The sequence below is a fragment of the Micromonospora sp. NPDC049801 genome, assembly GCF_040656575.1.
Lineage (GTDB): Bacteria > Actinomycetota > Actinomycetes > Mycobacteriales > Micromonosporaceae > Micromonospora.
In genome coordinates this window covers 516228-540611 of the sequence record NZ_JBFAMS010000002.1, presented here as the reverse complement: position 1 = coordinate 540611, position 24384 = coordinate 516228, and the positions used below count along the sequence as shown (strand labels likewise).

The window sequence follows — 24384 nt, the reverse complement described above, 5'->3', positions numbered from 1 at the left end:
CAGCTCCACTCCACAACCGGAGGCCTTCACCTACCTACGACATCAGATCGTGTCGTCACACAACCTCGACCAACCTCCCTGGACAGCACACCTAGGGCGTGTGTCAAAGCCCATGGCCGGCCTGCGGCGGGCCCAGCCGACGGCCGGCGGCGTTGGAGATGGGCCCGGATACAACACCGGTATCCGAGCCCATCTCCGCCTTGCCGGACCGCCGCCTGGACTCCGCCTCGGCTCGACCCAGGACTTTGACACACGCCCTATCGGGACAACGGATCGGCCGTTTCGTCGCTACGGTCACCAGGGTGACCAGTTCTGAGCCGCAGGTGGTCGGCGTCGTGCACCAGGCTTCCGAATCGACGGTACGGCTGCGTCCGGTGACCGAGGACGACTTGGAGATGTTGCGCCGGTTCGCGGTCGAACCCGGGCTGATCGGCCTCGACTGGGCTGGTTTTCGGGACGCCGCCGCGCCGGCCCGTCGCTTCGCCGAGGACGGCTATCTCGGTGAGCGGATCGGTGGCCTGGTCGTGCAGGTCGAGCCGGCGACCGACTCGCGGGCGGGTTACCTCAGCTACCTCCAGCGCCAGTACGGAGGTCGGGCGCCCTACTGGGAGATCGGCATCGTGCTGCTGCCCGAGTGGCGCGGTCAGGGCATCGGCTGGCGGGCCCAGGCGCTGCTCTGCGACTACCTGTTCAGCCACACGCCGGCGCAGCGCATCCAGGCCAGCACCCACGCCGAGAACGTCGCCGAGCAGCGGTCGCTGGAGAAGGCCGGCTTCCAGTTGGAGGGGGTCGTGCGGGCCTGTGAGTTCCGGGCCGGCGCCTGGCGGGACGCGTGGCTCTACAGCCGGTTGCGCGACGACCCGTCACCCCTGTGACCCTCGCCTACGGCTGTCGGGCGTGATCCCGAAATCCGATTGTGGGCGGCTACTGTCCCTGCCTAGCCTGCTGGCTGTGGCCCCCCTTCGTCTTCTGATCCCGCGGGTGGACCGGTGAGCGGCCGGCTTCGGGAGATCGCCCGGCAGACCGTCGCGATCGTCGAGTCGGGACGCTATCGCAATGGCAACGGCGTCGAGGTCGTCGTCGGTGAGGCGGTACGCGCCGCGGTCGCCGGGACTCGTCATCACCTCCCCGACGAGGTGTTCGAGGCGCGGGACGCGGCACCCGCCGCCGCGACGGTGGAGGTGACGCACGAGTCGACGTTGCAGGCGGCGTACCGGCTCGGGCCCGGCGCGGCATGCCTGGTGTTCGCGTCGGCGAAGAACCCGGGCGGCGGGTTCCTGGGCGGGGCGCAGGCGCAGGAGGAGAGCATCGCCCGCTCGTCGGCGCTCTACCCGTGTCTGCGTGCCGTGCCGGAGTTCTACGCGTTCCACCGTGCTGAGCAGGATCTGCGCTACAGCGACCGGGTCATCTACTCCCCGCTGGTGCCGGTGTTCCGGGACGACAGGGGAAACCTGCTCGAGCAGCCGTACCCGACGTCGTTCCTGACCGCCGCGGCGCCGAACCTCGGCGCGATCGTGCGCAACCAGCCGGCGCACGCGGCGGACGTGCCGGCCGTGCTGGCCCGGCGTGCGCGGCGGGTGTTGGAGGTCGCCGTCGCGCACGGACATCGCTCGATCGTGTTGGGCGCCTGGGGGTGCGGGGTGTTCCGCAACGAACCCGCTGCGGTGGCCGGCGCGTTCGCCGACGCTCTGCACGTGGTCGATCGGTTCGACCGCGTGGTGTTCGCCATCCACGACGGCCTGCCGGGCACCCCCGTGTACCACGCGTTCAGGAAACGCCTGGCGGGATCTGTCGAGCATTCGCCAACGTCGGGTTAGGTGGGTGCAGACCGCGATCACCGGGAGGCTACGTGTCGGGCCGTTTCGTTTACTGGATGAACGTCTCTCTCGATCTCAGGATCGAGCATGCCCCCGGCGAGGAGGGCGCCGGGAACTGGCTGCGCATCGGCGAGCCGCTGCACCGGGAGTTCAACACCAGGGCCCGCGCGCTGACGTCGATGGTCCAGGGGCGCACGATCTACGAGACGATGGAGGGGTTCTGGCCGGCCGCGCGCACGGACGAGAAACTGCCCGACTTCATGCGTGAGTACGGCGAGATCTGGACGACGAAGCCCAAGGTGCTGGTGTCCCGCACCCGCACCGAGGCCGGGTACAACACCCGGACCCTCGGCTCGGGCGGCGACGCCGTCGAGCTGCTCGCCAGGTACCGGGAGGAGCAGGACGGCGACATCGGTGTCGGCGGCGCGACGGTCGCCACCCAGCTGCTCCGCGCGGGGTTGCTGGACGAGCTTCTGATCTTCACACACCCCGTCGTCCTCGGTGGGGGTCGGCCACTCTTCGACGAGTTGGAGCGATCGGTGCAGCTGGACCTGATCGAGCAGGATTCCTTCGCCGAGGGCGTCACGCTGCACAGGTACGCCGTCCGCTACGCCGAGGACGCGTGATCGGGCCGCCGTGCGCCGTCCTCGACCGCGTGCACCCGATCGGTTCGGGCGACGAAGGCGGGACGGTGGGCGTTGGTGAGCCAGCGCAGCGCCCACTCGACCGGCCCGTAGCGGAACCGCCGCAGCCAGAGTGCGCTTGCCGCCAACTGGGCCGCGAACACCGCGAGGACGAAGGCGAAGAGGGCCAGGGGTGAGAACGTCCCGGCGAGGCCGAAGCCGATTCCGGTGAAGGCGATCAGGCCGACCGCCGACTGGGCGAGGTAGTTGGTGAGGGCCATCCGGCCGGCCGGGGCGAGCGCCGCCCGGACCACCGACGTACGCGGGTTGTGCATGATCCGTAGCAGCGTCGCCACATAGGCGGCGGCCAGCAGCGGCGCGGTCGAAACGCTGGCCGCGACGCCGAGAGTGTTGCCGTTGCCGCCGCTGGCCGCGTAGACGGCCGCCCCGAGCAGTCCGATCGGAAAACCGATCCACTGGATCCGGCGCAGCACCGGCTCGTTGCCCCAGGCCCGGTTCAGCCATTGCCGGCGTCCGGCGACCATGCCGAGCAGGAACAGTGCCAGGGCGGTCGGGCCCTGCAGGGTGACCGCCTGGAGCACCAGCAGGGGCAGGCCGGCGAGGTGCTCGCCGATGTTCGCCGTCCAACCGCCGAGCAGTGCCTGGGTTGCCTCCTCGCCGTTGGCCAGCGCCTCGGCCTCGCCGGGCAGGAACGCCGAGCGGTCCACGAGGAGCGCGCTGGCGACGAGGCTGATCAACACGAGTGTGTAGAGCGCCGCCGCGATCCGAAGCGCCGTACGGTCGGCCACCTTGCGCAGCAGGAGCAGCGCGAGGCACGCCACCGCGTACGTGGTGAGGATGTCGCCGCCGTACAGGAACACGGTGTGCAGAGCGCCGAGGACGAAGAGGCCACCGATCCGGCGGAGCATGCGTGCTGGGAACGCCGCGCCGGCCCTGCTCGCCGCGGTCAGCTGGAGGGTGAAGCTGTATCCGAAGAGGAACGAGAACAGCACGTAGAACTTCATGTCGACGAAGACCGACGAGAACGTGCGGACGGCGTCGTCGAGGCCCGAGGCGAAGTCGGGATCCGTCACCAGGTTCCCCGGATAGCCGGAGGCCATGAAGGTGACGTTGACAGCGAATATGCCGAGGAGGGCGAACCCTCGGATCGCGTCGACGTCGTGCAGACGTCCGCCCGGTACCCGCGTGGTCATCACGATCTCCATCTCTGTATGAGCTACAGCGTATGAGATACAGAGTCCACGAGATCTAGAGTGCAGGCAAGACCCCCGGGTGAAGAGCGAGGAGAATCGGACGTGGCGCAACGGAGGCTTCCGGCAGTGGTGGCCCGGATGTGGGGTCGTGAGACCAGCTCCCGGCACGGCCCCCGGCCCAGCCTCGAACTGGGCGGCATCGTCGACGCCGCGATCCGGATCGCCGACCGTGAGGGTCTGGCCGGGGTGACGATGGGCAGCGTCGCGACCCAACTCGGGGTGGCGGCCATGTCCCTGTACCGCTACGTCGGCAGCAAGGACGAGCTGCTGGTCATGATGGCTGACGCCGCAGCGCCCGAGCCGCCCGCGCTCGACGGACGCGCCTGGCGCGACTACCTGTTCGACTGGACGCGCGCCAACCGCGACTTCCTGCTCGCCCGACCGTGGCTGCTGGCGCTCGACCAGCGCACCCCGCCCACCGGGCCCCGGTTGCTGCGCTGGCTGGACCGCGCGCTCGCCGCGCTCGCCGGCACCGGGCTCGCCTACGGTGCACGGATCAACATCGCCACCGTTCTCAGTGGTTACGCTACCCAGCAGGCGGCCCTGGCCCACGCGCTGAGCGCCGGTCCGGCCGCCACCGACGACTCGATCGCCGGGCTGGCCGAGTACGGCGAGATCCTCGGGCAGGTACTCGACGCGGACGGCTACCCGGAGCTGACCTCGGCCATTGGCGCGAGTGCACTGGGCGGCACCGAGGAGTGGATCGACGACGCCGACTTCACCTTCGGGCTCGGCCTGCTCCTGGACGGCATCGAAGCGCTCGTCGGCCGCAGTGTCCGCGACTAGTGCCTGTTTCACCAGAACTCGGACGACACCCGGCGGCGTTGCGGACGCGCGGCCGGACCCTGTCGGGACCGGCAGAACCGCCGCATCGGCGGCGGAGACGAGAGCCGCCGGCGAGCCGCCGCCATTACGTCGCTTCGGTTACGCCGTCAGCCCCTCGGCGACCACCGCGCCCAGGCGAGGTCGGTGACGTAGGCATCTTGCGGCGCGTCTGGCCGTCATGAATGCGAGCGGTGAGAGGCGACCCAGTCGGCGAACCCCGCGCGTACGTCGTCCAGACCGATCGGCGCTGTCATGCCCCACCGCGGCCGGGCCGCGTTGAGCTTGCCGGCCATCGACCGGATCATGTCCTCCTCCGGATACGGGTACGGACCGCCCGCGACGAACAGTTGCGCGTACCGGATGGTGTCGACGATGGAAGACTTGATCCGCTCGTGGCCGAGGTAACCGTCGAGGTCCGGCTCCCATCGGGCCAGGTACTCGGCTGGCATGGCAGCCTGCCAATGGTCGAGCAACACCGTCTCCTCGGCCGGCAGGTACGTCATCTTGTGGAGGTGAACTGCGAGGTCGTAGACCGGATCACCCCACAGGGCCAGCTCCCAGTCCAGGAACACGCTGGTGCCGTCGTCGACAATGATGTTCTTGCGGTGCACGTCGGCGTGGACGCAGACGAACGGCCGAGAGGTGAGCGTGGGCCACATGCGGTCGAGCGCTGTCAGCGGATCATCCGGAATGCCGAACCTGTCGAACAGTGGCCGGTACTCGTCGACGAAGGTGTCGTAGATCCACTGGGTGATTCCGGCGAGACGGCGGCCGAAGCCGGCACTGTCGCCGTCGGCCGGCCAGTCGGCGGGGATCGGCGGCAGCTTGTCCCTGGGGACGTCGGCCAGCTGCCGAAGCAGCCTCGCCACGTCATCCGGGACGTGCGGCGGGCAGGCGGTGCCGCGCGGTGCGATGTCGTTGAGCACGTCCCCGGGGATGAACTGGTGGATCTGGAACGCCGGATCCTTGTTGAGGAACAGCAGCCGGGGTGCCTGAATAACGTACGGCGCGATGGCCGGCAGCAGATCCTCCTCGCGCCACAGCCGCAGGTCCATCACGTCTGCGCCGTGAATGGGGATCCGGACGATGACCGGCCCCGACTCGACCTCGACGCGGATGTTGTGGTTGTAGTAGCCGGCGGCAGCATCCACCTGGGACCGGGCCCGGTCGTAGGTCTCCGTCCACGTCATGGCTGATCCTCCAGGAGCGCCGTTACCAGTTGCCTGCCACGTTCCTCTAACGCGACGAGGGAGTCCAGCGCATCGATCTGGTCGCGGGCCACCGCAACGGCATCGCTAACCTGCTGGTCGCGTTCGCTGAGGGCATCGAGGAACTGCCCAGCCAACACGATCAGGTTCGGGTAGACCTCCGCCTCGACCAGTTCGGCGACGGCCCACCGCGCGGCGTCCACAGCGTCGGCGCGGCGGCCCCGCCTGACGTTGAGGAAGGCCCGGAACAGCTCCGCCCGAGCCCGCCCGGAGCGGTAACCCGCCTTGTCCAACGCGTCGGCGGCGGCCCGGAACGAGCCGCCCGACTCGTCGTACCGACCGAGCCGAAGCTGCGCGATGGCCAGCGCCGTGAACGCCTTGCCGATCTCGTGCTGGGCACCCATGGTGCGCTGCACCTCGATCGCCACCATCGCGGCCGGTACCGCGTCCGCCGGGTTGGTCCACGCCAGCAACTCGGCGCGGTTGGTCTCGAGGTTCGCCAGCCCCACCACCGTGTCCGCCCGTCGGTACAACTCGTAGGCCTGATTCCACTGTTGCTCCGAGGCCGGGAAGTCGAGGGCGAACCGGTGCCCGAGGTGCAGCAGCCGGGCTACGTCCCCGCGCAGCACCGCGTCGTCCTCGGAGCAACCGGCGAGGATCTGCTCGGACATGGCGAACGCGGCCCGGAATCGGCCCTGCCACATCTCGATGTCCGCGAGACAGACACCCGCTCGATGCCGTACCGGTCCCGGGTGGTTCTCCCAGACCTCGGCGAACAACCGACGGGCCGCCCCGGTGGCGCCGCCGATCCGGCGTCCGTGGGCGGCGGCGAGCACCAGCCGGGCACCCACCACCTCGTTCACCGGCCAATCGAGCGTCGACGTGAGCCTCATGGCGGCCGGCGCGTCACCCAGCATGACGGCCGACTCAGCCTCCATGCATCGCAGCGTGGCGGCCAGTTCGGTCGCGTCACCGCCTTCACCAACGAACTCCTGGAGGTCGCGCCGCACCCCGTCCACCGCCTGCTTACCGCCACAGTTCAGCGCCTGGTCGGCGTACTCCAGCAGTCCTGCGCCGTCGACGTCCCCGGCGTGTAGCGCCGAGTAGGCGGTCTCCCGGATGGCCCTGGCCCTGGTCGCCACCCCGTCCTCGGTGCGTGCCGCCTGTCCGGACCGGTCCGCCCAGATGTCGCGCAGGATCCGGTGTACGTCGCGGGCTGTGGCCGGCGATATGTGCGTGCTCAGGGCGGACCGCATGAGTTGGTGCAGCCGATGACCATGCTGACCGGCCGGGTAGACGAACGAGTACGCCGTAAGTGACTCCCAGGCCGGCCGGTGCCGAGGCAGGTCGAACGCGTCAGCGAGCGCCTGGAAGATCTCGAAGTCGAAGATCCGGGGGATGCTTAGCAGTTCCAGGGTGCGAATCTCCTGGCCGCCCACGTGTTGCAGGAAGCGCTGGAGGATCTCCTCGGGGGAGACGGCGCGTCCTGGATCGCCGGCAGCGGTCCAGGTGTCGATCGCCAGATGCAGATAGAACGGAAGGCCGGCACTCGCCCGGGCGATGGCGTCTCGATCCGCCGCATCGGCGATGCCGCTCTCGGTCAGCAGCTCCAGCCGGGCATTCATCGGCAGCCCATCCACCTGGCATTGACGGGTCACGGTGGCCCAGCTCGGATCGTACGCGTGCCAGCGCAGCGGCTCGCGGCTGGCGACCACGACAAGGCCCCGGTCGAGCTGCGCCACAAGGTCACGCAGCCAGACGTCGAGCATCGACGCGCGGCCGGCCCGGATCGAGGCCGACACCAGTGCCTCGTACGCGTCGACGAAGATGACGTACGGCCGGTCGGCGCTTGACTCCCGCAGATCCTCGGCGAACAGGAAGGTGACGGCGTCGACCAGGTCGACGTTGGAGAGGTCGTCGAGCGACCGCAAAGTGTCGTCGATCCGGATCTGACGTCGACGGCGAGCGCCTGTCGTTGCCCGCTCCGCCAACTTCACGAGGCCGACAGCCGTGCCGAACACCGGAATCCCTGACACGTCGTCGAGGATCTGGGTGAGGGCCTCGCTCTCCTCGACGAACGGCAACTCCTTGGCCGTGAGCCGCAGATGTGGGTGCAGCCGCTGCCAGTACACGGCGTAGCCGATGTCGAAACGGTCGAACCGCACCCCCTGCCGGCCCAGCTCCACCCTCAGCACGGCCAGGGCGTCCTCCTGCTGACGCATGGCGGGCACCTGAAGATCGAGAGTGGCCGTGCGGCGACCCTCACCGGCCCGGTCGCGCAACTCGCGCAGTAACCTTGACTTGCCGATGCCGCCCACCCCGACGACATTGAGCACCCGAACGCTCGCGCCGACCTTCGCCAACTCCTCGGCATATGCCTCCAGGATGGACTCCCGGTTGACGAACCGTCGGCGCAGCGCGGCCACTCGGCGAAACCTCGGCTCCAGGGGCATCCCGCAGTCCCTTCGGGGTCATGCGCTACGTGGTCGCGTGATGACCGATGCGCCGTGACTCTACCGGCAGGGGGCAACACGCTCAGCGATCCGCTGACCGCCGCAGCTCAGCGTTGAGTTGCGAATCCGACCAACGCTTTGATGCGCGTTGGTCTGGTCCAACCGCGCCTCCGTCGGCCGTGCCCGCGACCGGGATTCCTCTCATCGGGGCCGGCGAACCTGCGGTCCGCACGACCAATGGCCGCTGGCGAAACGTCGGCATTCGCGCGTGGTGAACGACGGGTATCCCTAACGACGGTTCAGCGCCGATCATTGCCCGGTATCGATGTGAGTCATTCTCACCTCCGGGTGGCGCGCCCGGCACGGAGGGCGAGACGTCGGCACCGGAAGCCGGGCGCACCGAAGGCCCGACTCCGCGTCCCCGGAGGATCGCCATGCCCCGTCCCGCACTCCGCACCCGGCTCGCGGCGTTCACCGCCGCCACCCTCACCGCGAGCGTCCTGACGGTGACCCCGCCGTCACCGGCGCTGGCCGCCACCACGTTCGCCGCCAACGACTACTGCCTCGGCCAGTGCTCCGACATCCTGCCCCCCGGACAGAACGGCAACGCCACGCTCGTCGCCATCCTGGCGCACCAGGCGCTCGGCACCCGCCCCGCGCACTCCAGCGACCAGCTCGACGAGTACGCGAACCTCGTCTACAACTACGCCGGGCTGACCGACGAGCAGATCGCCCAGTTCTACAACGACGCCTCGTTCGGCGTGCCGGCCGCACAGGTCGAGAGCACCGTCTCGCCGCGCGCGGACGTGACCATCGTGCGGGACAAGGCCACCGGCGTCCCGCACGTCACCGGCACCACCCGCGGCGGCACGATGTTCGGCGCCGGCTACGCCGGGGCGCAGGATCGGCTCTGGGTGATGGACCTGCTGCGGCACGTCGGCCGCGGGAACGTCAGCTCGTTCGCCGGCGGCGCGCCCGGCAACCGGGAGCTGGAGCAGAGCGTCTGGGCCAACTCCCCGTACACCGAGGCGGACCTCCAGGCCCAGGTGGACGCGCTGCGCACCAAGGGCGCCCGGGGCCAGCAGCTCTACACCGACGTGGTGGACTACATCGCCGGCATCAACGCCTACATCGACAAGTCGATCGCCGACGACAACTACCCGGGTGAGTACGTGCTCGCCGGCGCGGGCAAGCCGAGGCACTTCACCATGACCGACCTGATCGCCACCGCCGGCGTGATCGGTGGCCTGTTCGGCGGGGGTGGCGGCAGTGAGATCCAGTCCGCCCTGGTCCGGGTGGCCGCCCGCGCCAAGTACGGCGCGACCGAGGGCGACCGGGTCTGGGCGGCGTTCCGGTCGCAGAACGACCCGGAGACCGTGCTCACCCTGCACGACGGGCAGAGTTTCCCGTACGGGGGGACGCCTCCGGGCGCGACCAGCGCGGTGCTCCCCGACGCCGGGACCGTGGTCGCCGAGCCGCTCGCCCACGACGCCAGCGGCGGGGCCGCCTCCCGCACCGGCGCGAGCGCCGCTACCAAGGAGCTGGTCGGCGGGCTGGCGAACCTGCGCGCGCACGGCATGTCCAACGCTGTCGTGGTCTCCGGACGGCACACCACCACCGGTAACCCCGTCGCCGTGTTCGGTCCGCAGACCGGCTACTTCGCACCGCAACTGCTCATGCTCCAGGAGTTGCAGGGGCCGGGCATCAGCGCGCGAGGGGCCGCGTTCGCCGGGTTGAACCTCTACGTGCTGCTGGGTCGCGGCCAGGACTACGCGTGGAGCGCCACCTCGGCCTCGCAGGACCTCACCGACACGTACGCGGTGCCGCTGTGCACCACCGACGGCACCGCGCCGACGCTGCGGTCCAACCGCTACCTCTACCACGGGCAGTGTCTCGCGATGGAGGCGTTGGAGCAGCGCAACTCCTGGTCGCCCACGCTGGCGGACTCCACCCCCGCGGGCTCGTACACGTTGCGCGCGCTGCGCACCAAGTACGGGTTGGTCTCCTACCGGGGACTGGTGGACGGGCAACCGACCGCGTTCACCAAGCTGCGCTCCACCTACCGGCACGAGGCCGACTCGGCGATCGGTTTCCAGGCCTTCAACGACCCGGCGGCGATGGGCAGCGCGGCGGCCTTCCAGGGCTCCGCCGCCAGCGTCGGGTACGCGTTCAACTGGTTCTACGTCAACTCGACCGAGGCGGCGTACTTCAACTCCGGCTCGAACCCGGTCCGGTCGTCCGGCACCGACCCGAACCTCCCGTCGAAGGCCGAGCGGGCGTACGAGTGGGCCGGCTGGAATCCCGACACCAACGACGCCACGTACGCGCCGGCGTCGGCCCACCCGCAGTCGGTCAACCAGGACTACTACGTGAGTTGGAACAACAAGCAGGCGCGGGACTTCGGGGCGGCCGACGGCAACTTCAGCTTCGGCTCCGTACACCGGGGTCAGTTGCTCGACGGCCCGGTGCGGACGGCGATCTCCCAGCGCAAGCTCGGCCGCGCCGACGTCGTCAAGATCATGGCGGACGCGGCGGTGACCGACCTGCGCGGCCAGCAGGTCCTCGGCGAGCTGTTGCGGGTGCTGGACAGCACGCCGGTCACCGACCCGGCGCTGGTCGACGCGGTGGGCAAGCTGCGCGCCTGGCAGCAGGCGGGCACCCGCCGGGTCGAGACAGCCCCCGGCTCCAAGGTCTACCAGCACGCCGACGCGATCCGGATCTTCGACGCCTGGTGGCCGCTGCTGGCCTCGGCCGAGTTCCGGCCCGGCCTCGGTCCGGACCTCTACGCCGCGCTGGTCGACGCCATCGAGGTCAACGAGGCGCCGTCGGGCGGCCAGAACGGTGGGCGTGACGGCACCGCGAGCTGGGCGTCGCAAGGTCAGGCGCACAAGGGCTCGTCGTTCCAGCACGGCTGGTGGGGCTACGTCGACAAGGACCTGCGTACCGTGCTCGGCGACCCCGTCGCCGGCGGGCCGGGTCGCTCGTACTGCGGCAACGGCAACCTCGGCGCGTGCCGACAGTCCCTGTTGGACGCGCTCGGCCAGGCCGCCGCGCTGCCGGCCACCACGGTCTATCCCGGCGACAAGTCCTACGGCGCCGGTGACCAGTGGTGCGCGGACTCGATCGCACACTCCGGGCTCGGCGGCATCACCCACCCGGTGATCGCCTGGCAGAACCGTCCCACCTACCAGCAGGTCGTCTCGTTCCCCGCCCGCCGGGGTGACGACGTCACCAACCTGGCCCAGGGCCGCCCGGCGACCGCGTCGAGCACCCAGTTCCTCACCAGCTACACCCCGGACAAGGCGGTCGACGGCAGCCTGAGCAGCCGGTGGGCCAGCAGCTACAACGACAACCAGTGGCTCCGCGTCGACCTCGGCGCGGCCCGCACCGTCAGCCGGGCGGTGCTGCGCTGGGAGTCGGCCTACGGCACCTCGTATCGGATCGAGGTCTCCGGCGATGGCAGCTCCTGGACGCCGGTGTTCGCCACCACCGCCGGCAACGGCGGCGTCGACAACGCCACCTTCGCTCCGGTCACGGCCCGCTACGTGCGGGTGTACGGCGTCAAGCGGGCCACCTCGTACGGATTCTCGCTGCACGAATTCGAGCTGTACGGACGGTGACCCGACCGGGAGGGGCCGGCGAACCGTTCGCCGGCCCCTCCCGCCCTGAGCGCGGTGCCCGGGTGACCGATGGCGGTCTCGTACGCAATCATCGGCCGACCCTGGTGGCGACGGGCGACGGTCCCGTTCGCCGGGCGAGGAGCGGTGCTCTGGGTGACACCCGCGGTGTGCGGGCACCGTTCGGCCGGAGGCACGCGGACAATGGAGCGATGAAGCGAGAGACTCGGCTGAAGCGGTTGACCGGAACGCGCATCGACGGCGCGGTGGCGACGGGCGCGGTGGCCACCGGCGCGCGGGCGGCGGGGGCGGCGTCGCTCGGCGCCCTGGCGCTGGGGGCGCTGGCTGTCGGAGCAGTGGCCGTCGGGGCGCTGGTCATCGGTCGGCTGGCTGTCCGCCGCGCGGTCGTGCGGGAGCTGCGCGTCGGCCGGTTGGAGATCGGCGAGCTGGTGGTGCACAGCCGACCCGCTGCCGAGCAGTAGCCCGCCGCGGCGGTGCGCGGGAGAAGCCTCGGGCGCGTGCTCCCGTCCGCACCGGCACGCCCGGTCCGCCCGGCACGTCATGGCCTCGCGGCCTGGCCCAGTGCCGCTTCGACGATTCGGATCGCCTCGGCGGCATCGATGCCGACGCGGGCGATGACGGCCGCGTAGTCGCGGGCGGCGCGGCGGGCCTGTTCGAGGGACCGCTCACCGCCGGCCGACACGTACGAGCCGGCCCGTCCGTGGGTCTCGATGAGCCCGGCGTCCTCCAGCTCCCGGTAGGCCCGTCCGACGGTGTTCACGGCGAGACCAAGGTCGGCCGCGAGCCGGCGGATCGTCGGCAGTCTGGTGCCGACGGCGAGCGTGCGGCCCTGGATCTGCCTTGCGAGTTGGGCCCGGAGCTGCTCGTACGGCGGCGTCGGTGAGGCCGCGTCGATGACGATCATCGCAGCGCCATGGCACGCCGCGCCGTCGTCCCGACGTCCGTGGTCCGGCCCTCGATCAGGCCGAGCGCGCAGACGCCCGCCAGCACGAGCGCCAGTGAGACGGCGTTCCACCAGCCGAGCGAATCCCCGTACAGGAAGATGGCCGGCAGCGACCACACGAGGCTCGGGGTGACGAGGTGGCGGGCGTCCTCGACCCGCATGATGACGTCGGCGGTGAGCGACCCCTCGTCCTCGGCCACGGCCGGGGTCGTCAGGATCTGGCGTAGCTGCATGACGATGCCAGCCCCGACGCCGGTGAGGCCGATCAGCACGACGGCCGCTCCGTACCGCAGGCCGGGGTCCGGCACGGGCAGCACGCTCACGGCGAGGAGCGCCGCGCCGCTGAACGTGGCGACCGCGAAGGCGGCGTGCGGCCGACCGAGCACCACCGGCCAGCCGAGCTCGACCGGATGGGCCACCCGACGGGACAGTCGCGCGCCGGCCGTCCGGTCGACCCGCCGTACCCACCAGCCGAGCAGCCACTGCCCCGTCAGCAGTACGACCACCAGCGCCGCGAGCACCAGCAGCGGTGGCCAGGAGAACGTGTCGTCGTCGAGTCGGCCCAGCACGTGCGTCAGCGCGGCGCCGATCAGGAACGCGGCCAACAGGACGCTGTCGGCGAGCTTCGCGTGCCGCCGTACCGCCAGTCGCGTCGCGAGCAGCGGCGTCGGCCCGACGTCGGTCAGGCCGTGGCGGCTGAGCCACCGTCCGGCTTCCGCATGATCCGCTTCGCGCATGACATCCACCCCGATACGTCGCAAGCCTTGTCTCAACAAGATGAGACATGACCTGCACCAATGTCAACCCCCGTCGCGCATCGCGCCGCCTGGCCCGGCGGCCGTCCGGGCGTTGACGGTGACCGGCTGCCGGAGGATGGTCCGCTGCTTGTCGGGGGCGGTCCTGCGGAAGTCGCTGAGGTAGATCTCGTGGTGCCGACCCGCCATGCGAAGCCCTTCACGGGGGATGAATCCGTGGTGCAGTTGCCTGAGCACGGCCGCCTCGTCGTCGAAGGAACCGACGTGCAGTGTCTGGACGCACCGCCCCTCTCGTAGCGTCTGAAGGCGGACGTCGTCGAGTCGCGTCGGTCGGCGCTTCGCGCCGGCCTGCTCGACAGCGGTGGCGAAGCGGGACTGGTCGATCCAGCCGGGGACCATGAGCATCAGCGTCCAGCTCCACCGTGACTTGTCCCGTGCCGTGGTGAACGACTCCATGTCCTCGGCCCACCACAGACCTTCGAGCGGCGGGACGACGTAGTCGCGCCCGAGGTCCCGCTTGCTGGCGAACTTCAGTCGGTACGCCACCGGGTAGAGCGCCGCGATCGCGTCGGCCAGAGCGGGTGAGGTGTTGGGGTCGCCGTGACCGTCGGTCATCAGGTACCGCATGTCGGGCACGTCGATGATCCGGAAGCGGCCTCGTTGCGCTCGGTAAGCGTCAAGGGACTTCTTGAAATCGACTTTGCCGTTGGTCTCCTCGGTCATCCGGTCATTCTGCAGGGATTCGAGAGCGGGATGTAACTCTCCGGAAGTGCCTGACCACGTGGAGAAAGTGCGACCCACCTCACCACTGGCGACCGAAATTGGTGCCGGAAAAGCGAGACCAAAATGGTCCGTCGGCCCGTCTTTAGGGTGACGGATGGTCACGGCCGGCGGTCGGCCAAGGAAGGGTAAGGGACGTGGGGGACCTACGTGGGCGCTTCAGGGACGAACTGGCCCGACACGTCGCCCCGCCGCTCGGTGACCTGGTTGAGCAGTCGGTGGTGCAGGGTCGACGACTACGCCGCCGGCGTCGGCTGGCGCAGTTCGGCGCGGGCGGATCCGCGTTGGCGATGCTGCTCGTGATCGGCCTGGCGGCCGGGCCGCTCACCGGCGGCGCCGACCAGGTGGGTCAGTCCGAGACGTGGGGCGTCGGTTCGCCGGGTGGGCCGGTCGACAGCCCGACGCCGTCCCCGGCGCAGACCTCCGGCAGCGCCCCGGGCGGCGGGTCCGTGGCGGGCGCAGCCGAGGCCCCGGGAGTGGCCATGTCGGCGGCTCCCACCACCACGGTGATCGACAACGTACGGATCGGGGCGGGGCCGGACGGTCCACTGCTGACGACCACACCGCAGGGCGCCCTGGAGTTGTTGATGCGGCTCCTACCCAAGGGCGAGACCAGCGGTCAGGCGAGCTTGGGAAGCAGCGGGGCGGGCCCCGGCATGCCGTACATCCAGACCTTCCTGGATCGGGGCGACGGACCCGGCATGGTGCGGCTCTCCGTCTACCAGGACGACCTCGGCGGCGATCCGGTTCCGGGGACGGTGGAGCTGACCGAGGTGCCCGGCAACTGCGTGCAGGACAAGATGATCACGGTGTATCACCGGGACGGCCTGCAGATCGACGTGCTGCTCTCCACCTGTCTGGCCTGGGATGGCAAGGGGAGTTCGCCCGCGCCCGCCGTTCTGTCCGTGGATGAGGCAATCGCGATCGCCGCCAATCCGAGCTGGGGGACGAGAATTCCGGCCGAGTACGTCCGGAGCGGCGCCAAGAGGTTCCCCACCCTGGCCAGGTCGAATGGCTGACGAAGACTTCGTGGAATTCGCGCAGGCGGCCGTGGGCCGCCTGCGCGACGCCGCGTTCCTGATGTGCCGCGACTGGCATCTCGCCCAGGACCTCACCCAGACCGCGCTGGCGAAGATGTACGCCAACTGGGGGCGGGTCCGACGGGCCGACGACCTCTACGCGTACGCCCGCAAGGTACTGCTGCGCTGCGTGATCGATCAGCAGCGGCGTCGCTCCAGCACCGAGTTGGCGATGTCGACGCCGCCCGACCAGGGCGAGGAGCATCCGGCTGAGCTGCGCATGACGTTGCTCGACGCGGTCGCCACCCTGCCACTGCGCGATCGGGCGATCATCGTCCTGCGCTACTGGGACGACCTGAGCGTGGAGACGACCGCCGAGGTCGTGGGCGTCTCCACGGCCGTCGTGAAGAGCCAGAGCATGCGCTCCCTCAGCCGGCTGCGCGAGTTGCTCGGCGAGACCCGTTCCGAGTTGTTCGCCGAGGAGCGGCATTGATCGGCCGGGTCTGTCCGGTGGCGGCGACGGGGGTGCCACCGCGCACCCTCGGCGACGCCGCGACCTGCGATGGCAGTCATCTGTGTGTGGGAGGTTCGGTGTCCGTGTCGAGCAGCAGGACCTGCCGGGGCCGGGTTCGCGGCAGGGTCCGGGTGCCGGCTTTGGTCGTGCCGCTGGTCCTGTCGGCGTTGGTGGTGCTGGTCGCGGGGTGTCAGCGGTCGGGGCCGGGTGACGGCCCCGAGAAGCCACCGACCGTGAACGTCGAACGGAGTGGCCTGAGCATGCTGCTGGGAGCGGGCGACCTGGGTGCGGGTTGGCGTGCGGACGACGCGCGGCCCGGTCTGCCACCCTGGCCGTGGGAGCAGGACGACTGCCCCGACTACCAGAGCAGCGACTACACCGCGAAGTCGCACCGACGGGCTGCCGTGGAGCGCTACTACCGGCTGCCGGACGGCTCGTCGCCGGCCCACCACATCGTGGAGACGTACGAGCCCGGATGGGCCGAGCGCAGTGTCGACGACGTCCGTACGGTCCTCCGACGGTGCGCGAGCTACCTGATTAACGGATCACGGGTCTCGTTCGACATCATCGACCCGCACTATCTGGGCGGTGCCGGTCTGCTCGTCAGGGGCCGCATCGCACATGCCGACACCCCAACTACCGCTAGGTACTTCGTCATGGTGAAACGGGACGAGACGGTCTCGACTATCAGCCTGCCCGACTTGGGCGACCAGGCTGCGGTGGATACGATCGCGGCGAAGGCGGTGGCCCGTCTTGGCTGAGCGGGGAGGTCGGATGCTGCCACGCCGCTGGGTTGTCTCCGCGGTCACCGTGTCCCTCGCCGGCGTCGCGACGGCCGCCTACGGCACGACGCACGTCCGCGACGGCGGCGGGGGCGACGCGTCACCCGGTCGTTCGCCGGCCAGTCCGGTTCCGACGACGCCGGCCGTCGACCGGCTGAAACCGGCGCGGGCACGTATCGAGGCCTACGTCGACCGGTACGACGGCCATCTCGCGGTCGCGGCAGTGGATCGACAGAGTACGGCCGCGGTGACGGCCGGCGCCACCCGCTTCGAGACCGCCAGCATCGTCAAGGTCAATATCCTCGCGGCGCTGCTGCTGCGCCAGAACCCGCCCGGTAAGGCCCTGAGCTCGGAGACCAGACGGCTGGCCGAAGCCATGATCGTGTCCAGTGACAACGACGCCGCGGTGGCCCTGTGGCAGAAGATCGACGGCTCGCGCGGCCTCACGGCCGCGAACCGCACACTCGGTCTGCTGGAGACCAAAGCCAACAAGCACTGGGGGACGACCACGACCACGGCCGCCGACCAGATCCGTCTGCTGACGGCGCTGACGTCGTCGAAGGGCCCGCTGACGCCGCAGGACCGTACCTTCGTCATGGGCCTCATGAAGAAGGTGATCCCCGAGCAGCGGTGGGGAGTCACCGCCGCGCGTGAGCCGGGCAATTCCGTGTACGTCAAGAACGGCTGGGACACCGTGGACGTCGACAGCGGTCGCTGGCTCGTCAACAGCATCGGACGGATCGTCGAGGCCCGTCACGACTGGCTGATCGCCGTGCTCTCCGACCATCACGTCAGCCAGGAGGCGGGCGTCAGCGTGGTGGAGAAGGCGGCGAAGTTCGTCCTCAAGGAGATGCGCGCCGCCACCGCGGGCGACGGCCCTTCGTAGGGTGGGCCGTCGCCCCCGGGCGTCCCGCCGCACGGCTGGCGTTCGGGCGGTGGCCGCCGATCAGGGCCGATCGGCGGCCGCCAGGGGCAGGTGCGCGACCGGCACGAGTCGCCGGACGCCGCGGCTCGGGCTGGGCTGTTCGGTGCCCCGGACGGTCGCGATGTCGGCCGCGAGCGCCTCGATCTGTTGGCGGGTGACGCCCGGCATGCAGATCAGGTGGCTGATGCCGCCGTCGGCGTTCGACAGGCCGTAGCGGCGGGAGATCGGCGGTGGCGGTGTCGTGAAGTAGACAGTGAAGGCGTGGACGTTGCGCCAGGCGGGCCAGCCGACGCTGGCCAGCAGGGAGTGGGCGAAACGAGCCGTTTCGCGTGCGCGCTCGGCGCGTTCACGGTGCCCGTCCTCGCCGAGCAGTCGCAGCGCGTACCACATCTGGACGGCGAGTTGGCCGCAGCGCGAGCCACTGATGGTGCTGTCGGTCGTGGCGGTGTAGGAGATCCGTCGCGCTGCCCGTTGCAGCGAGCGGCGGGTGACCACCAGACCGCCCGGGATGGTGGTCCCGTAGAACTTGTGGCAGGAGATGGCCACGGAGTCGACCACGCCGCCAAGGTCGATGGCCACCGGCCGGTCCGGCAGCAGGGCCAACGGCACACCGGCGAGTGCTCCGTCGACGTGCAGGTGAGCGTTGCGGATCGCCAGCTCGGACAGGGCGCGACGAACACGGGCTGGGTCGTCCACCGCCTCCGTCACGGTCGTGCCGGCGTTGGCCACGACGATGGCGGGCCGGTCCCTGCGCCGGGCCAACTCGCCGCGCAGATCGTCGTAGTCGATCTCACCGGTGACGTCGGTGCGGATGACGACCTCGGGGAGGTTGAGCATGCTGGCGGTCTTGCGGATCCAGTCGTGGGTCGCCTGGCTGTAGTAGAGGACGGGACTCGCGCCGGCGAACCGGTCCCGGGCGAGCAGGATGGCCGCCTGGTTGGCCTCCGTGCCACCACTGGTCAGATATCCCCACCGATCGTCGGCGGGGGCGCCGAAGAGGTTCGCGTGCCAGTCGATGACCCTGCGCTCGTAGGCCTTCGTGTGAACGGTGTCGGGGTCGGTATCCGGGTCACCGACATTATTGATCAACAGTCCGAACAGGGAGGTCACGGGTCCATAGTCGATATCCACCGCGGCCGGGAAGCCGATCGACCTGCGCGCTGACAGAGCGGCTCGTAACTGCTCGATCTCAGCGGTGAGGGAAAGGTCGTCGGGAACGCTTGTGGGGGAGGTCACGGGCTCTCCGTTGATAGGCGACTCAGCGAAGAGTGGACCATGACGCCGACGTACAGGCAACAGTCTCCGAATCGCGATCAAGCCGACTGGCGGTGCATGGTTGATCGCGGTGTGTGTGCGATGAGAGGCTGTGGCGACGTCTTTGGAGGGACTGACACCGTGGCGTACGACAGGCCGGGAACGCGCTCGAATCCTTTTGAGAGGAGCGCCGACGATTGGAGAGCGGCGGCGAGTGCCGGAAGGACGGCAGCGGTCCCCTGGGACCAGCACTCGGGCAGCCAGCCGTCCATCCCTCCGGAGCCGGCGCCGGCGGTTGGACGCCACGGTTGGGTGGCGCCCACGACCGCGATACCGTCGCCCGCCGTCGAGCAGCAGCCGCCGGTCCCCTGGCAGCCCACGCCGTCCGCGTACGCGCCGCCACCGGTGGAGCCGTCGCCGACCACGCGCGAGTCGCCGACCGCGCCCCCGGTCAGCGATCCGGAGACGCGGCGGATCTGGGCGTCGTTGCGATCGTCCGCGTTGAGCCGGGTCGGGTTGATGAACACGATGCACGGCCGGCACGCGTGGGCGCAGCGCCGGCGCAACCCGCTGTGCCCCTACGGCTTCGCCTTCCTCTACGCGGTGCCGGTCATCGGGTCCACAGCGGATCGATCGGTCTTCGAGGTGGGCGCGGCGACGCGTCTCGACAAGGCCGGCGAGGACGTCTCACACCTGCCCAGGCTGCTGTACGACCTCGCGCAGACGGCGAGACACTACCTCGATAACGGAGGTTTGGATCCGCGTCAGCCCCCGCAGATGTGCAACCGGGTCGACGAGCGGATCACCGCCGAGTCGACGTTCATCGGGCTCGCGGTCAGCTCGCTCGACGGTCCGCTCGGCACCTGGGAGCAGACGATGCGCCGGGTGGAGGGTGAGGACCGCATTCCCGGCCGCTTCTACATCCAGATGATGGATCCCGAAGAGACGCGGATCGTCGTCGACCGGCCCACCGATCCGTGGGAGAGACCGCTGATCCAGTCCACCACGCCGCTGTACGAGTCGTGGCGTCCGTTGCAGAGCTACTCGGGCGACGCTCCGATCTGGACGGGGATCGCCCAGTTGGCGACGCTGGTGCACCTCGGCGCGCAGCGGATCAGCCCGACCAGGGGCGCGACAGCCTAGAACCTGAAGCAGGCGGCGCCGCTTCGGCGGCGCCGCCTGCTTCATCGTGTGGACGCGGCTCAGAGCGTGAGGTGACCCAGGTCCTCGTCGACCTGCCGCGTCGGGTTGGTCTCCCGTTCCCCGATGCCGGTGAGCAGGTCCGGGCGGCGGGCCCGAACGCTGATCGCCCACAGCACGCCGATGACGACGAAGACGCCGACCGTTCCGGGCACCAGCCAGGCGGTGTGGGAACCGGGTGGCGTGCCGAGCGCGGCGCTGATGTTGACCAGCGTGACCAGCAGGATCACCGCGATCGCGATACCACCGAGGGTGGGAGCGATCGCCCGCGCCCACAGCGACTCGCTGCGTCCGCCGCCCCGGGCGAAGTAACGGACGGTGGCGAGTGAACTCACCGTCATCAAGAGCATCAGGCTGACCGCGGCGATGTTGCTCAGCCAGGTGAACATGGTCAACGCCTCGGCGCCGCTCACCACGAACAGCAGGATGACGATCAGAGCGGTGATCGACTGGGTGATCGAGCCGCCCAGCGGCGCGCCCGACCCACCCTCGCGGATGGCCGCCAGGCGAGCGGGCAACAGCCGGTCCTTGCCGAGCGCGAACAGGTATCTCGCCACGCTGTTGTGGAAGCTGATCATCGCCGCGAGGACGCTGCTGACCAGCAGCAGGCCACCCAGCGCCACCAGCAGGACGCCGGCGCTACCGGCGCGGGAGCCCGAGAAGACCTCGAACGGCAGCGGCGCCGCCGGGTCGCGGGCCAGGTCGACGACCCGGTCGGCGCCCACCGTTGCCACCATTGCCCACGCGCACAGCGCGTAGAGCAGGCCCAGGCCCAGGATCACGTAGATGATGCTGCGCGACACCGCCCGTGGGGTGCGCGCCTCCGCACCGTACGCGGCGATGGTCTCGGTGCCGAAGAACGCGGCGAAGCCGAGGGGAAGGACCGCGAGCCCGGCCACCACCCCGGTGTCGAACAGTTGCGCCGGGTTCAACGCCGCGAAGGTCAGTTGACCGCCCACCGGGTGAGCCAGGCCGACCAGCACGAACACCAGCAGCAACGTGATCTCGACGATCAGGATGGTGCCGAACATGGCGGTGCTGACGCCGGTGCGTTGCAGACCGAACGCCGCGACGATGGCCCACGCGAGGAGCGCGCCGACCCACCACGGTCCGCCGACCAGCCCGCTGATCACCGACCCGAGCAGCCCGTACAACGAGATCTGAATGGTGTTGTAGGCCAGGAGCACGACCGGCGCGCCCGCGACCCCGACGAGCCGGGACAGGCCGGCGGCGAGGGCGGTGTAGAAGATTCCACTGGGCTGCACGTAACGGGCGATGGCGATGTACCCCGGTGCCCACAGGAGCATCACGACCGTCAGGAGCAGGAAACTGGAGGCCACACCGGTATTGCCGGTCGCCGCATAGGTCGCGACGATACCGCCGACGAGAACGGCCATGGGAGACGACGCGGTCGCGCCGAACGTCACCAGAGAACTCGTTCGCAGAGTTTTGCGTGCCAGTCCCCGCTCGGCGGACACCGTCAGGGGGGTCACCGAAGGCGTGACCATAACTGAACCTCCCCAGGTTCTAGGCGATAGGTCAGGGACGGGACTCGATGACCTTACAGGTGATCTCGCCGTTACTGGGAGCAGCGGGTCGCAGAATTTGAGCGCCCCGGGAAGCGCAACGAAGATTCGGGACGACCCGCCTCGCGTCCTGTGTGGACAATCAGCCGTGTTGATCGTTAACCGCCTCGGAAGAGGGAGGAAGGATCACCCCGCTGAGGGAGGCTGGACACCCGTCACCGGTGCGATGGTCGGGTCACGGCCGGTGGTTCGCCGGAGGACACGAGGCGCCGCGGCGGGGGTGATGGCCGCGGTCGTGCGGATGGGGTGACGATGACGAAGCAGGCTGTCCGGGCTGCCCGGATGTTCGACGGCGAGCGGCTCACCGATGGTGGGGTGCTGGTCCTCATCGAGGGCGGGCGCATCGCCGACGTGCACCGGGGCTGGATCGACGCGCCGGTGGGCTGGCCGGTACGCGAGGCGCGAGACGGGACAGTGTTGCCTGGTTTGGTCGACGCACACGTGCACCTGTGTGCCGACGCCGGGCCGGACGCGCTCGGTCGACTCGCCGAGCGCGCCGAGGCGGATCTCGACGCGGTCATCGAGGCGTCACTGCGCGCGCACCTGGCGGCCGGCGTCACGACGGTACGGGACCTGGGCGACCGACGCGACGCGGTGCTCCGATGGCGGGCTCGGGGAGTACGCGACGACCTGCCGACGGTGGTGGCGTCGGGTACGCCCATCACCAGCGTTGGCGGACACTGCTGGGCGCTGGGGGGTGAGGCGAGCGGTGTCGACGGTGTGCGAGAGGCCGTGCGGCTGCGAGCGGCAGCCGGCGCGGACCTGATCAAGATCATGGCCAGCGGCGGGGTCTTCACCCCTGGCACGGACACCAGTGGATTGCAGTTCACCGATCAGGAGATGACCGCCGCCGTTGCGCAGGCGCACGACCTGGACCTGCCGGTGACCGCGCACGCGCACGCCCTGCTCGCGGTCGAGCAGGCGCTCCGCGTCGGGGTGGACGGCATCGAGCACTGCACCTGCGTGACCGCGGCCGGGGCCCGCGTCCCCGACGAACTCGCGGACCGCCTGGCCGCGTCCGGTCCGGCGGTCTGCGCCACGCTCGGCACCGATCCGGCCGTGGTGACGCCGCCGGAGGTGGTGGCGATGGCGGAGCGGGCCGGGCTCAGCGCCGCCGCGCTACGTGCCGGTGCCGCCACGCTCTACCGGGCCGGGGTCCATCTGGTGGCCGGTTCGGACGCGGGCCTCGGCCCCGCGAAACCGCACGGGATCCTGCCGGAGACACTCGTCGAGTACGTGGCCTGCGGCATTCCCCCCACCGCCGCCCTCGCCGCGGCCACCGCGATCGGTGCGCAGGTGTGTGGCGTGGGCGGCGGTAAGGGCCGCGTCCGGCCCGGATTCGAGGCCGACCTGTTGATCGTCGACGGTGACCCGACGAGCGACATCGGGGTGCTGCGCCACCCGCTCGCCGTGTACCGGGCAGGTGTTCAGGTGGGCTGACCTCTGCGGGGTGGATCACCGACTGCGGCCGGCCATCCACTGCCAGATGTGGGTGCCGTGGTGGCTGGGGTCGTTGCGGGCCACGTAGATCCAGGACCAGTGACCGGGGAACTGGTAGCCGTCCCAGACGACGTGGTCGTACAGGGTGACCAGCGATCCTCGGATGAGGTCGTGCGCGTGGATCGTGTTGGTCTCCGGCGGCACGGTGTCGTCGTCGAGCGAGGTGACCAGCCAGGTCGGCGTCCGGATCGCCGCCAGCTCCGCGTCCGTGACCAGCGGCGGGCCCTGCCCGCCGAGCGGCTCGACGACGCCGCAGATCGGCACCGACGCAGCGAACAGATCGGGATACGTGACGGTCATCTCCAGGGACATGTAGCCGCCGTTGCTGCAACCGACCACGTAGATCCGGTCGGGGTCGACGCGCTCGCGACGCACGAGATCCTGGACGATCTCGCGGATCAGCGGTGCGAACCGGGGCCCGTCCTCCATCCAGTACGAGGTGCTCTGCGGAGCCACGACGTACGCGCCGGAGAAGATCCGTTGGGCCTGCGGGGTGGCGAAACCCAGCGCACCGCGGTTGGCGCGCAGCGTGGTCTCGTTGTCGTAGTAGTCGTCGGGGAGGGAGGCGCCCTCGCCGGCGCCGTGCAGCCAGAGGATCAGCGGCCGTCGGCCGTGGCGGGGCGAATGTGCCGGGGAGTACAGCCGGTACTTGAGGCCCGACCCCGAAACGTGGTGGGTGAAGGCGTCCACCTCGGGGTTCGACAGTCGCCCCTGCACGAAGCGCGTGATGGTGAGGGGGGAGCCGTGGCGGCGCGCGAGCGGCGTGTTCTGCGTGATGGTGTAGACGAGGTCCAGTCGGACGTTGCGGCCCTTGCTCAGGATGTAGCCGAGGGTGCCGCCGCCGGGTTGACCCTCGGCGTGGCTCAGCTCCAGGACGATGTTTCCGTGCCGGTCGAGCCGGGCCGCGGTCACCGTGCGGTCCAGGTCGTACTCGCTGAAGATCAGATCGCCGGGAGCGATCGGGAGCGGGCTGGTGGCCTTGGCGTGCACGGTGAACGTGTCCGGGGTGAGCCCCGCCGGGTCGATCGGGCCGAGCCGACGGGTGTCGAGGGTGACCGAGGTGACCTGCTCACCACCGTCGAGCGTCCGCGCGTCGAGGGTGAAGCCCACGCCGACCTCGTGGTGCCGGTCGTCGGCCTGGGCGGCGGCGCCCGGCAGGGTGAGACCGAGAGCGGCGCCGGCCGCACCGGCCAGCACGGTACGGCGAGTGACAGGCGTGGACATACGGCCCCCCGTTTGTAGACAAACGTCGATGGCACCCCACCGTAACGGCGTGGAAATCCATCGG

21 protein-coding genes are annotated in these 24384 nt (G+C 70.2%); 12 read left to right on the top strand and 9 right to left on the bottom strand.

Annotation, left to right across the window (positions count from 1 at the left end):
* The first annotated feature begins 302 nt into the window (after positions 1-302).
* The 3 genes from AB0I89_RS05795 (at position 303) to AB0I89_RS05785 (ending at position 2443) form a co-directional block, all read left to right on the top strand.
* The gene (locus tag AB0I89_RS05795; RefSeq protein ID WP_357120737.1) at positions 303-875 is read left to right on the top strand and encodes a GNAT family protein; all 573 of its coding nucleotides are present in this window, start codon (positions 303-305) and stop codon (positions 873-875) included.
* A 114-nt stretch (positions 876-989) separates the two neighbouring features.
* A complete protein-coding gene (locus tag AB0I89_RS05790; RefSeq protein ID WP_357120734.1) occupies positions 990-1817 on the top strand; it encodes a TIGR02452 family protein in 828 nt (275 codons plus the stop codon).
* Positions 1818-1873: 56 nt separating this feature from the next.
* A complete protein-coding gene (locus AB0I89_RS05785; protein WP_357120731.1) occupies positions 1874-2443 on the top strand; it encodes a dihydrofolate reductase family protein in 570 nt (189 codons plus the stop codon).
* Here the strand turns inward: AB0I89_RS05785 and AB0I89_RS05780 are convergent.
* Positions 2425-3654: a DUF418 domain-containing protein gene (locus AB0I89_RS05780; protein ID WP_357120728.1), complete on the bottom strand. Its 1230-nt coding sequence runs from the start codon at positions 3652-3654 to the stop codon at positions 2425-2427. The genes AB0I89_RS05785 and AB0I89_RS05780 overlap by 19 nt on opposite strands.
* Positions 3655-3756: 102 nt before the next feature.
* Between AB0I89_RS05780 and AB0I89_RS05775 the strand changes: the two genes are divergently transcribed.
* A complete protein-coding gene (locus AB0I89_RS05775; protein WP_357120725.1) occupies positions 3757-4500 on the top strand; it encodes a TetR/AcrR family transcriptional regulator in 744 nt (247 codons plus the stop codon).
* 215 nt (positions 4501-4715) lie between these two features.
* Here AB0I89_RS05775 and AB0I89_RS05770 read toward each other — a convergent pair whose 3' ends face one another.
* Together AB0I89_RS05770 and AB0I89_RS05765 are read right to left on the bottom strand one after the other, a co-directional pair.
* On the bottom strand, positions 4716-5729 hold the full coding sequence (locus AB0I89_RS05770) for an aminoglycoside phosphotransferase family protein (protein WP_357120722.1): 1014 nt from the start codon (positions 5727-5729) through the stop codon (positions 4716-4718).
* Entirely contained in the window at positions 5726-8200 is a 2475-nt protein-coding gene (locus AB0I89_RS05765; protein ID WP_357120719.1) for a hypothetical protein, read from the bottom strand. Before AB0I89_RS05765 ends, AB0I89_RS05770 begins: the two co-directional genes overlap by 4 nt.
* Before the next feature lie 434 nt (positions 8201-8634).
* Here AB0I89_RS05765 and AB0I89_RS05760 point away from each other — a divergent pair, with 434 nt between their 5' ends.
* Positions 8635-11820, top strand: coding sequence for a penicillin acylase family protein (locus AB0I89_RS05760; protein ID WP_357120716.1), 3186 nt, complete (start codon positions 8635-8637; stop codon positions 11818-11820).
* Between the two features lie 209 nt (positions 11821-12029).
* Positions 12030-12299, top strand: coding sequence for a hypothetical protein (locus AB0I89_RS05755; protein ID WP_357120713.1), 270 nt, complete (start codon positions 12030-12032; stop codon positions 12297-12299).
* A gap of 77 nt (positions 12300-12376) precedes the next feature.
* On the opposite strand, the gene AB0I89_RS05750 is transcribed toward AB0I89_RS05755, so the two are convergent.
* The 3 genes from AB0I89_RS05750 to AB0I89_RS05740 all read right to left on the bottom strand — a co-directional run bounded on the left by AB0I89_RS05750 (position 12377) and on the right by AB0I89_RS05740 (position 14259).
* A complete protein-coding gene (locus AB0I89_RS05750) occupies positions 12377-12742 on the bottom strand; it encodes a GntR family transcriptional regulator (RefSeq protein WP_357120710.1) in 366 nt (121 codons plus the stop codon).
* Positions 12739-13518 (bottom strand): hypothetical protein, encoded by a 780-nt coding sequence (locus AB0I89_RS05745; protein ID WP_357120707.1) that lies wholly within the window; start codon positions 13516-13518, stop codon positions 12739-12741. Before AB0I89_RS05745 ends, AB0I89_RS05750 begins: the two co-directional genes overlap by 4 nt.
* Before the next feature lie 63 nt (positions 13519-13581).
* On the bottom strand, positions 13582-14259 hold the full coding sequence (locus AB0I89_RS05740) for a GyrI-like domain-containing protein (RefSeq protein ID WP_357120704.1): 678 nt from the start codon (positions 14257-14259) through the stop codon (positions 13582-13584).
* A gap of 194 nt (positions 14260-14453) precedes the next feature.
* Between AB0I89_RS05740 and AB0I89_RS05735 the strand changes: the two genes are divergently transcribed.
* From AB0I89_RS05735 to AB0I89_RS05720, 4 genes are all read left to right on the top strand, one after another.
* Positions 14454-15335: a hypothetical protein gene (locus AB0I89_RS05735; RefSeq protein ID WP_357120701.1), complete on the top strand. Its 882-nt coding sequence runs from the start codon at positions 14454-14456 to the stop codon at positions 15333-15335.
* Positions 15328-15828 (top strand): SigE family RNA polymerase sigma factor, encoded by a 501-nt coding sequence (locus AB0I89_RS05730; RefSeq protein ID WP_357120698.1) that lies wholly within the window; start codon positions 15328-15330, stop codon positions 15826-15828. The genes AB0I89_RS05735 and AB0I89_RS05730 overlap by 8 nt, the downstream gene beginning before the upstream one ends.
* Before the next feature lie 167 nt (positions 15829-15995).
* Positions 15996-16610: a hypothetical protein gene (locus AB0I89_RS05725; RefSeq protein ID WP_357120695.1), complete on the top strand. Its 615-nt coding sequence runs from the start codon at positions 15996-15998 to the stop codon at positions 16608-16610.
* Positions 16611-16623: 13 nt separating this feature from the next.
* Positions 16624-17517 (top strand): serine hydrolase, encoded by an 894-nt coding sequence (locus AB0I89_RS05720; protein ID WP_357120692.1) that lies wholly within the window; start codon positions 16624-16626, stop codon positions 17515-17517.
* A gap of 60 nt (positions 17518-17577) precedes the next feature.
* Here AB0I89_RS05720 and AB0I89_RS05715 read toward each other — a convergent pair whose 3' ends face one another.
* Positions 17578-18792 (bottom strand): histidine decarboxylase, encoded by a 1215-nt coding sequence (locus AB0I89_RS05715; protein WP_357120689.1) that lies wholly within the window; start codon positions 18790-18792, stop codon positions 17578-17580.
* Between the two features lie 330 nt (positions 18793-19122).
* Here AB0I89_RS05715 and AB0I89_RS05710 point away from each other — a divergent pair, with 330 nt between their 5' ends.
* Positions 19123-19953, top strand: coding sequence for a hypothetical protein (locus AB0I89_RS05710; RefSeq protein ID WP_357120686.1), 831 nt, complete (start codon positions 19123-19125; stop codon positions 19951-19953).
* A gap of 59 nt (positions 19954-20012) precedes the next feature.
* Here AB0I89_RS05710 and AB0I89_RS05705 read toward each other — a convergent pair whose 3' ends face one another.
* On the bottom strand, positions 20013-21437 hold the full coding sequence (locus tag AB0I89_RS05705; protein ID WP_357120683.1) for an APC family permease: 1425 nt from the start codon (positions 21435-21437) through the stop codon (positions 20013-20015).
* Positions 21438-21848: 411 nt separating this feature from the next.
* Here AB0I89_RS05705 and AB0I89_RS05700 point away from each other — a divergent pair, with 411 nt between their 5' ends.
* Positions 21849-23036 carry an amidohydrolase family protein gene (locus AB0I89_RS05700; protein ID WP_357120679.1) on the top strand — a complete coding sequence of 396 codons (1188 nt, stop codon included), beginning with the start codon at positions 21849-21851 and terminating at the stop codon, positions 23034-23036.
* A gap of 15 nt (positions 23037-23051) precedes the next feature.
* Here AB0I89_RS05700 and AB0I89_RS05695 read toward each other — a convergent pair whose 3' ends face one another.
* Positions 23052-24320 carry a PHB depolymerase family esterase gene (locus AB0I89_RS05695; protein WP_357120676.1) on the bottom strand — a complete coding sequence of 423 codons (1269 nt, stop codon included), beginning with the start codon at positions 24318-24320 and terminating at the stop codon, positions 23052-23054.
* Between the last annotated feature and the right edge of the window lie 64 nt (positions 24321-24384).

Bases quoted from the DNA above. Each gene is read 5' to 3' on its own strand.
- AB0I89_RS05745 (WP_357120707.1), bottom strand. From the start codon at position 13,518: ATGCGCGAAGCGGATCATGCGGAAGCCGGACGGTGGCTCAGCCGCCAC.
- AB0I89_RS05780 (WP_357120728.1), bottom strand. From the start codon at position 3,654: ATGACCACGCGGGTACCGGGCGGACGTCTGCACGACGTCGACGCGATC.
- AB0I89_RS05785 (WP_357120731.1), top strand. From the start codon at position 1,874: ATGAACGTCTCTCTCGATCTCAGGATCGAGCATGCCCCCGGCGAGGAG.
- AB0I89_RS05760 (WP_357120716.1), top strand. From the start codon at position 8,635: ATGCCCCGTCCCGCACTCCGCACCCGGCTCGCGGCGTTCACCGCCGCC.
- AB0I89_RS05700 (WP_357120679.1), top strand. From the start codon at position 21,849: ATGACGAAGCAGGCTGTCCGGGCTGCCCGGATGTTCGACGGCGAGCGG.
- AB0I89_RS05750 (WP_357120710.1), bottom strand. From the start codon at position 12,742: ATGATCGTCATCGACGCGGCCTCACCGACGCCGCCGTACGAGCAGCTC.
- AB0I89_RS05730 (WP_357120698.1), top strand. From the start codon at position 15,328: ATGGCTGACGAAGACTTCGTGGAATTCGCGCAGGCGGCCGTGGGCCGC.
- AB0I89_RS05765 (WP_357120719.1), bottom strand. From the start codon at position 8,200: ATGCCCCTGGAGCCGAGGTTTCGCCGAGTGGCCGCGCTGCGCCGACGG.
- AB0I89_RS05755 (WP_357120713.1), top strand. From the start codon at position 12,030: ATGAAGCGAGAGACTCGGCTGAAGCGGTTGACCGGAACGCGCATCGAC.
- AB0I89_RS05720 (WP_357120692.1), top strand. From the start codon at position 16,624: ATGCTGCCACGCCGCTGGGTTGTCTCCGCGGTCACCGTGTCCCTCGCC.
- AB0I89_RS05695 (WP_357120676.1), bottom strand. From the start codon at position 24,320: ATGTCCACGCCTGTCACTCGCCGTACCGTGCTGGCCGGTGCGGCCGGC.
- AB0I89_RS05740 (WP_357120704.1), bottom strand. From the start codon at position 14,259: ATGACCGAGGAGACCAACGGCAAAGTCGATTTCAAGAAGTCCCTTGAC.
- AB0I89_RS05770 (WP_357120722.1), bottom strand. From the start codon at position 5,729: ATGACGTGGACGGAGACCTACGACCGGGCCCGGTCCCAGGTGGATGCT.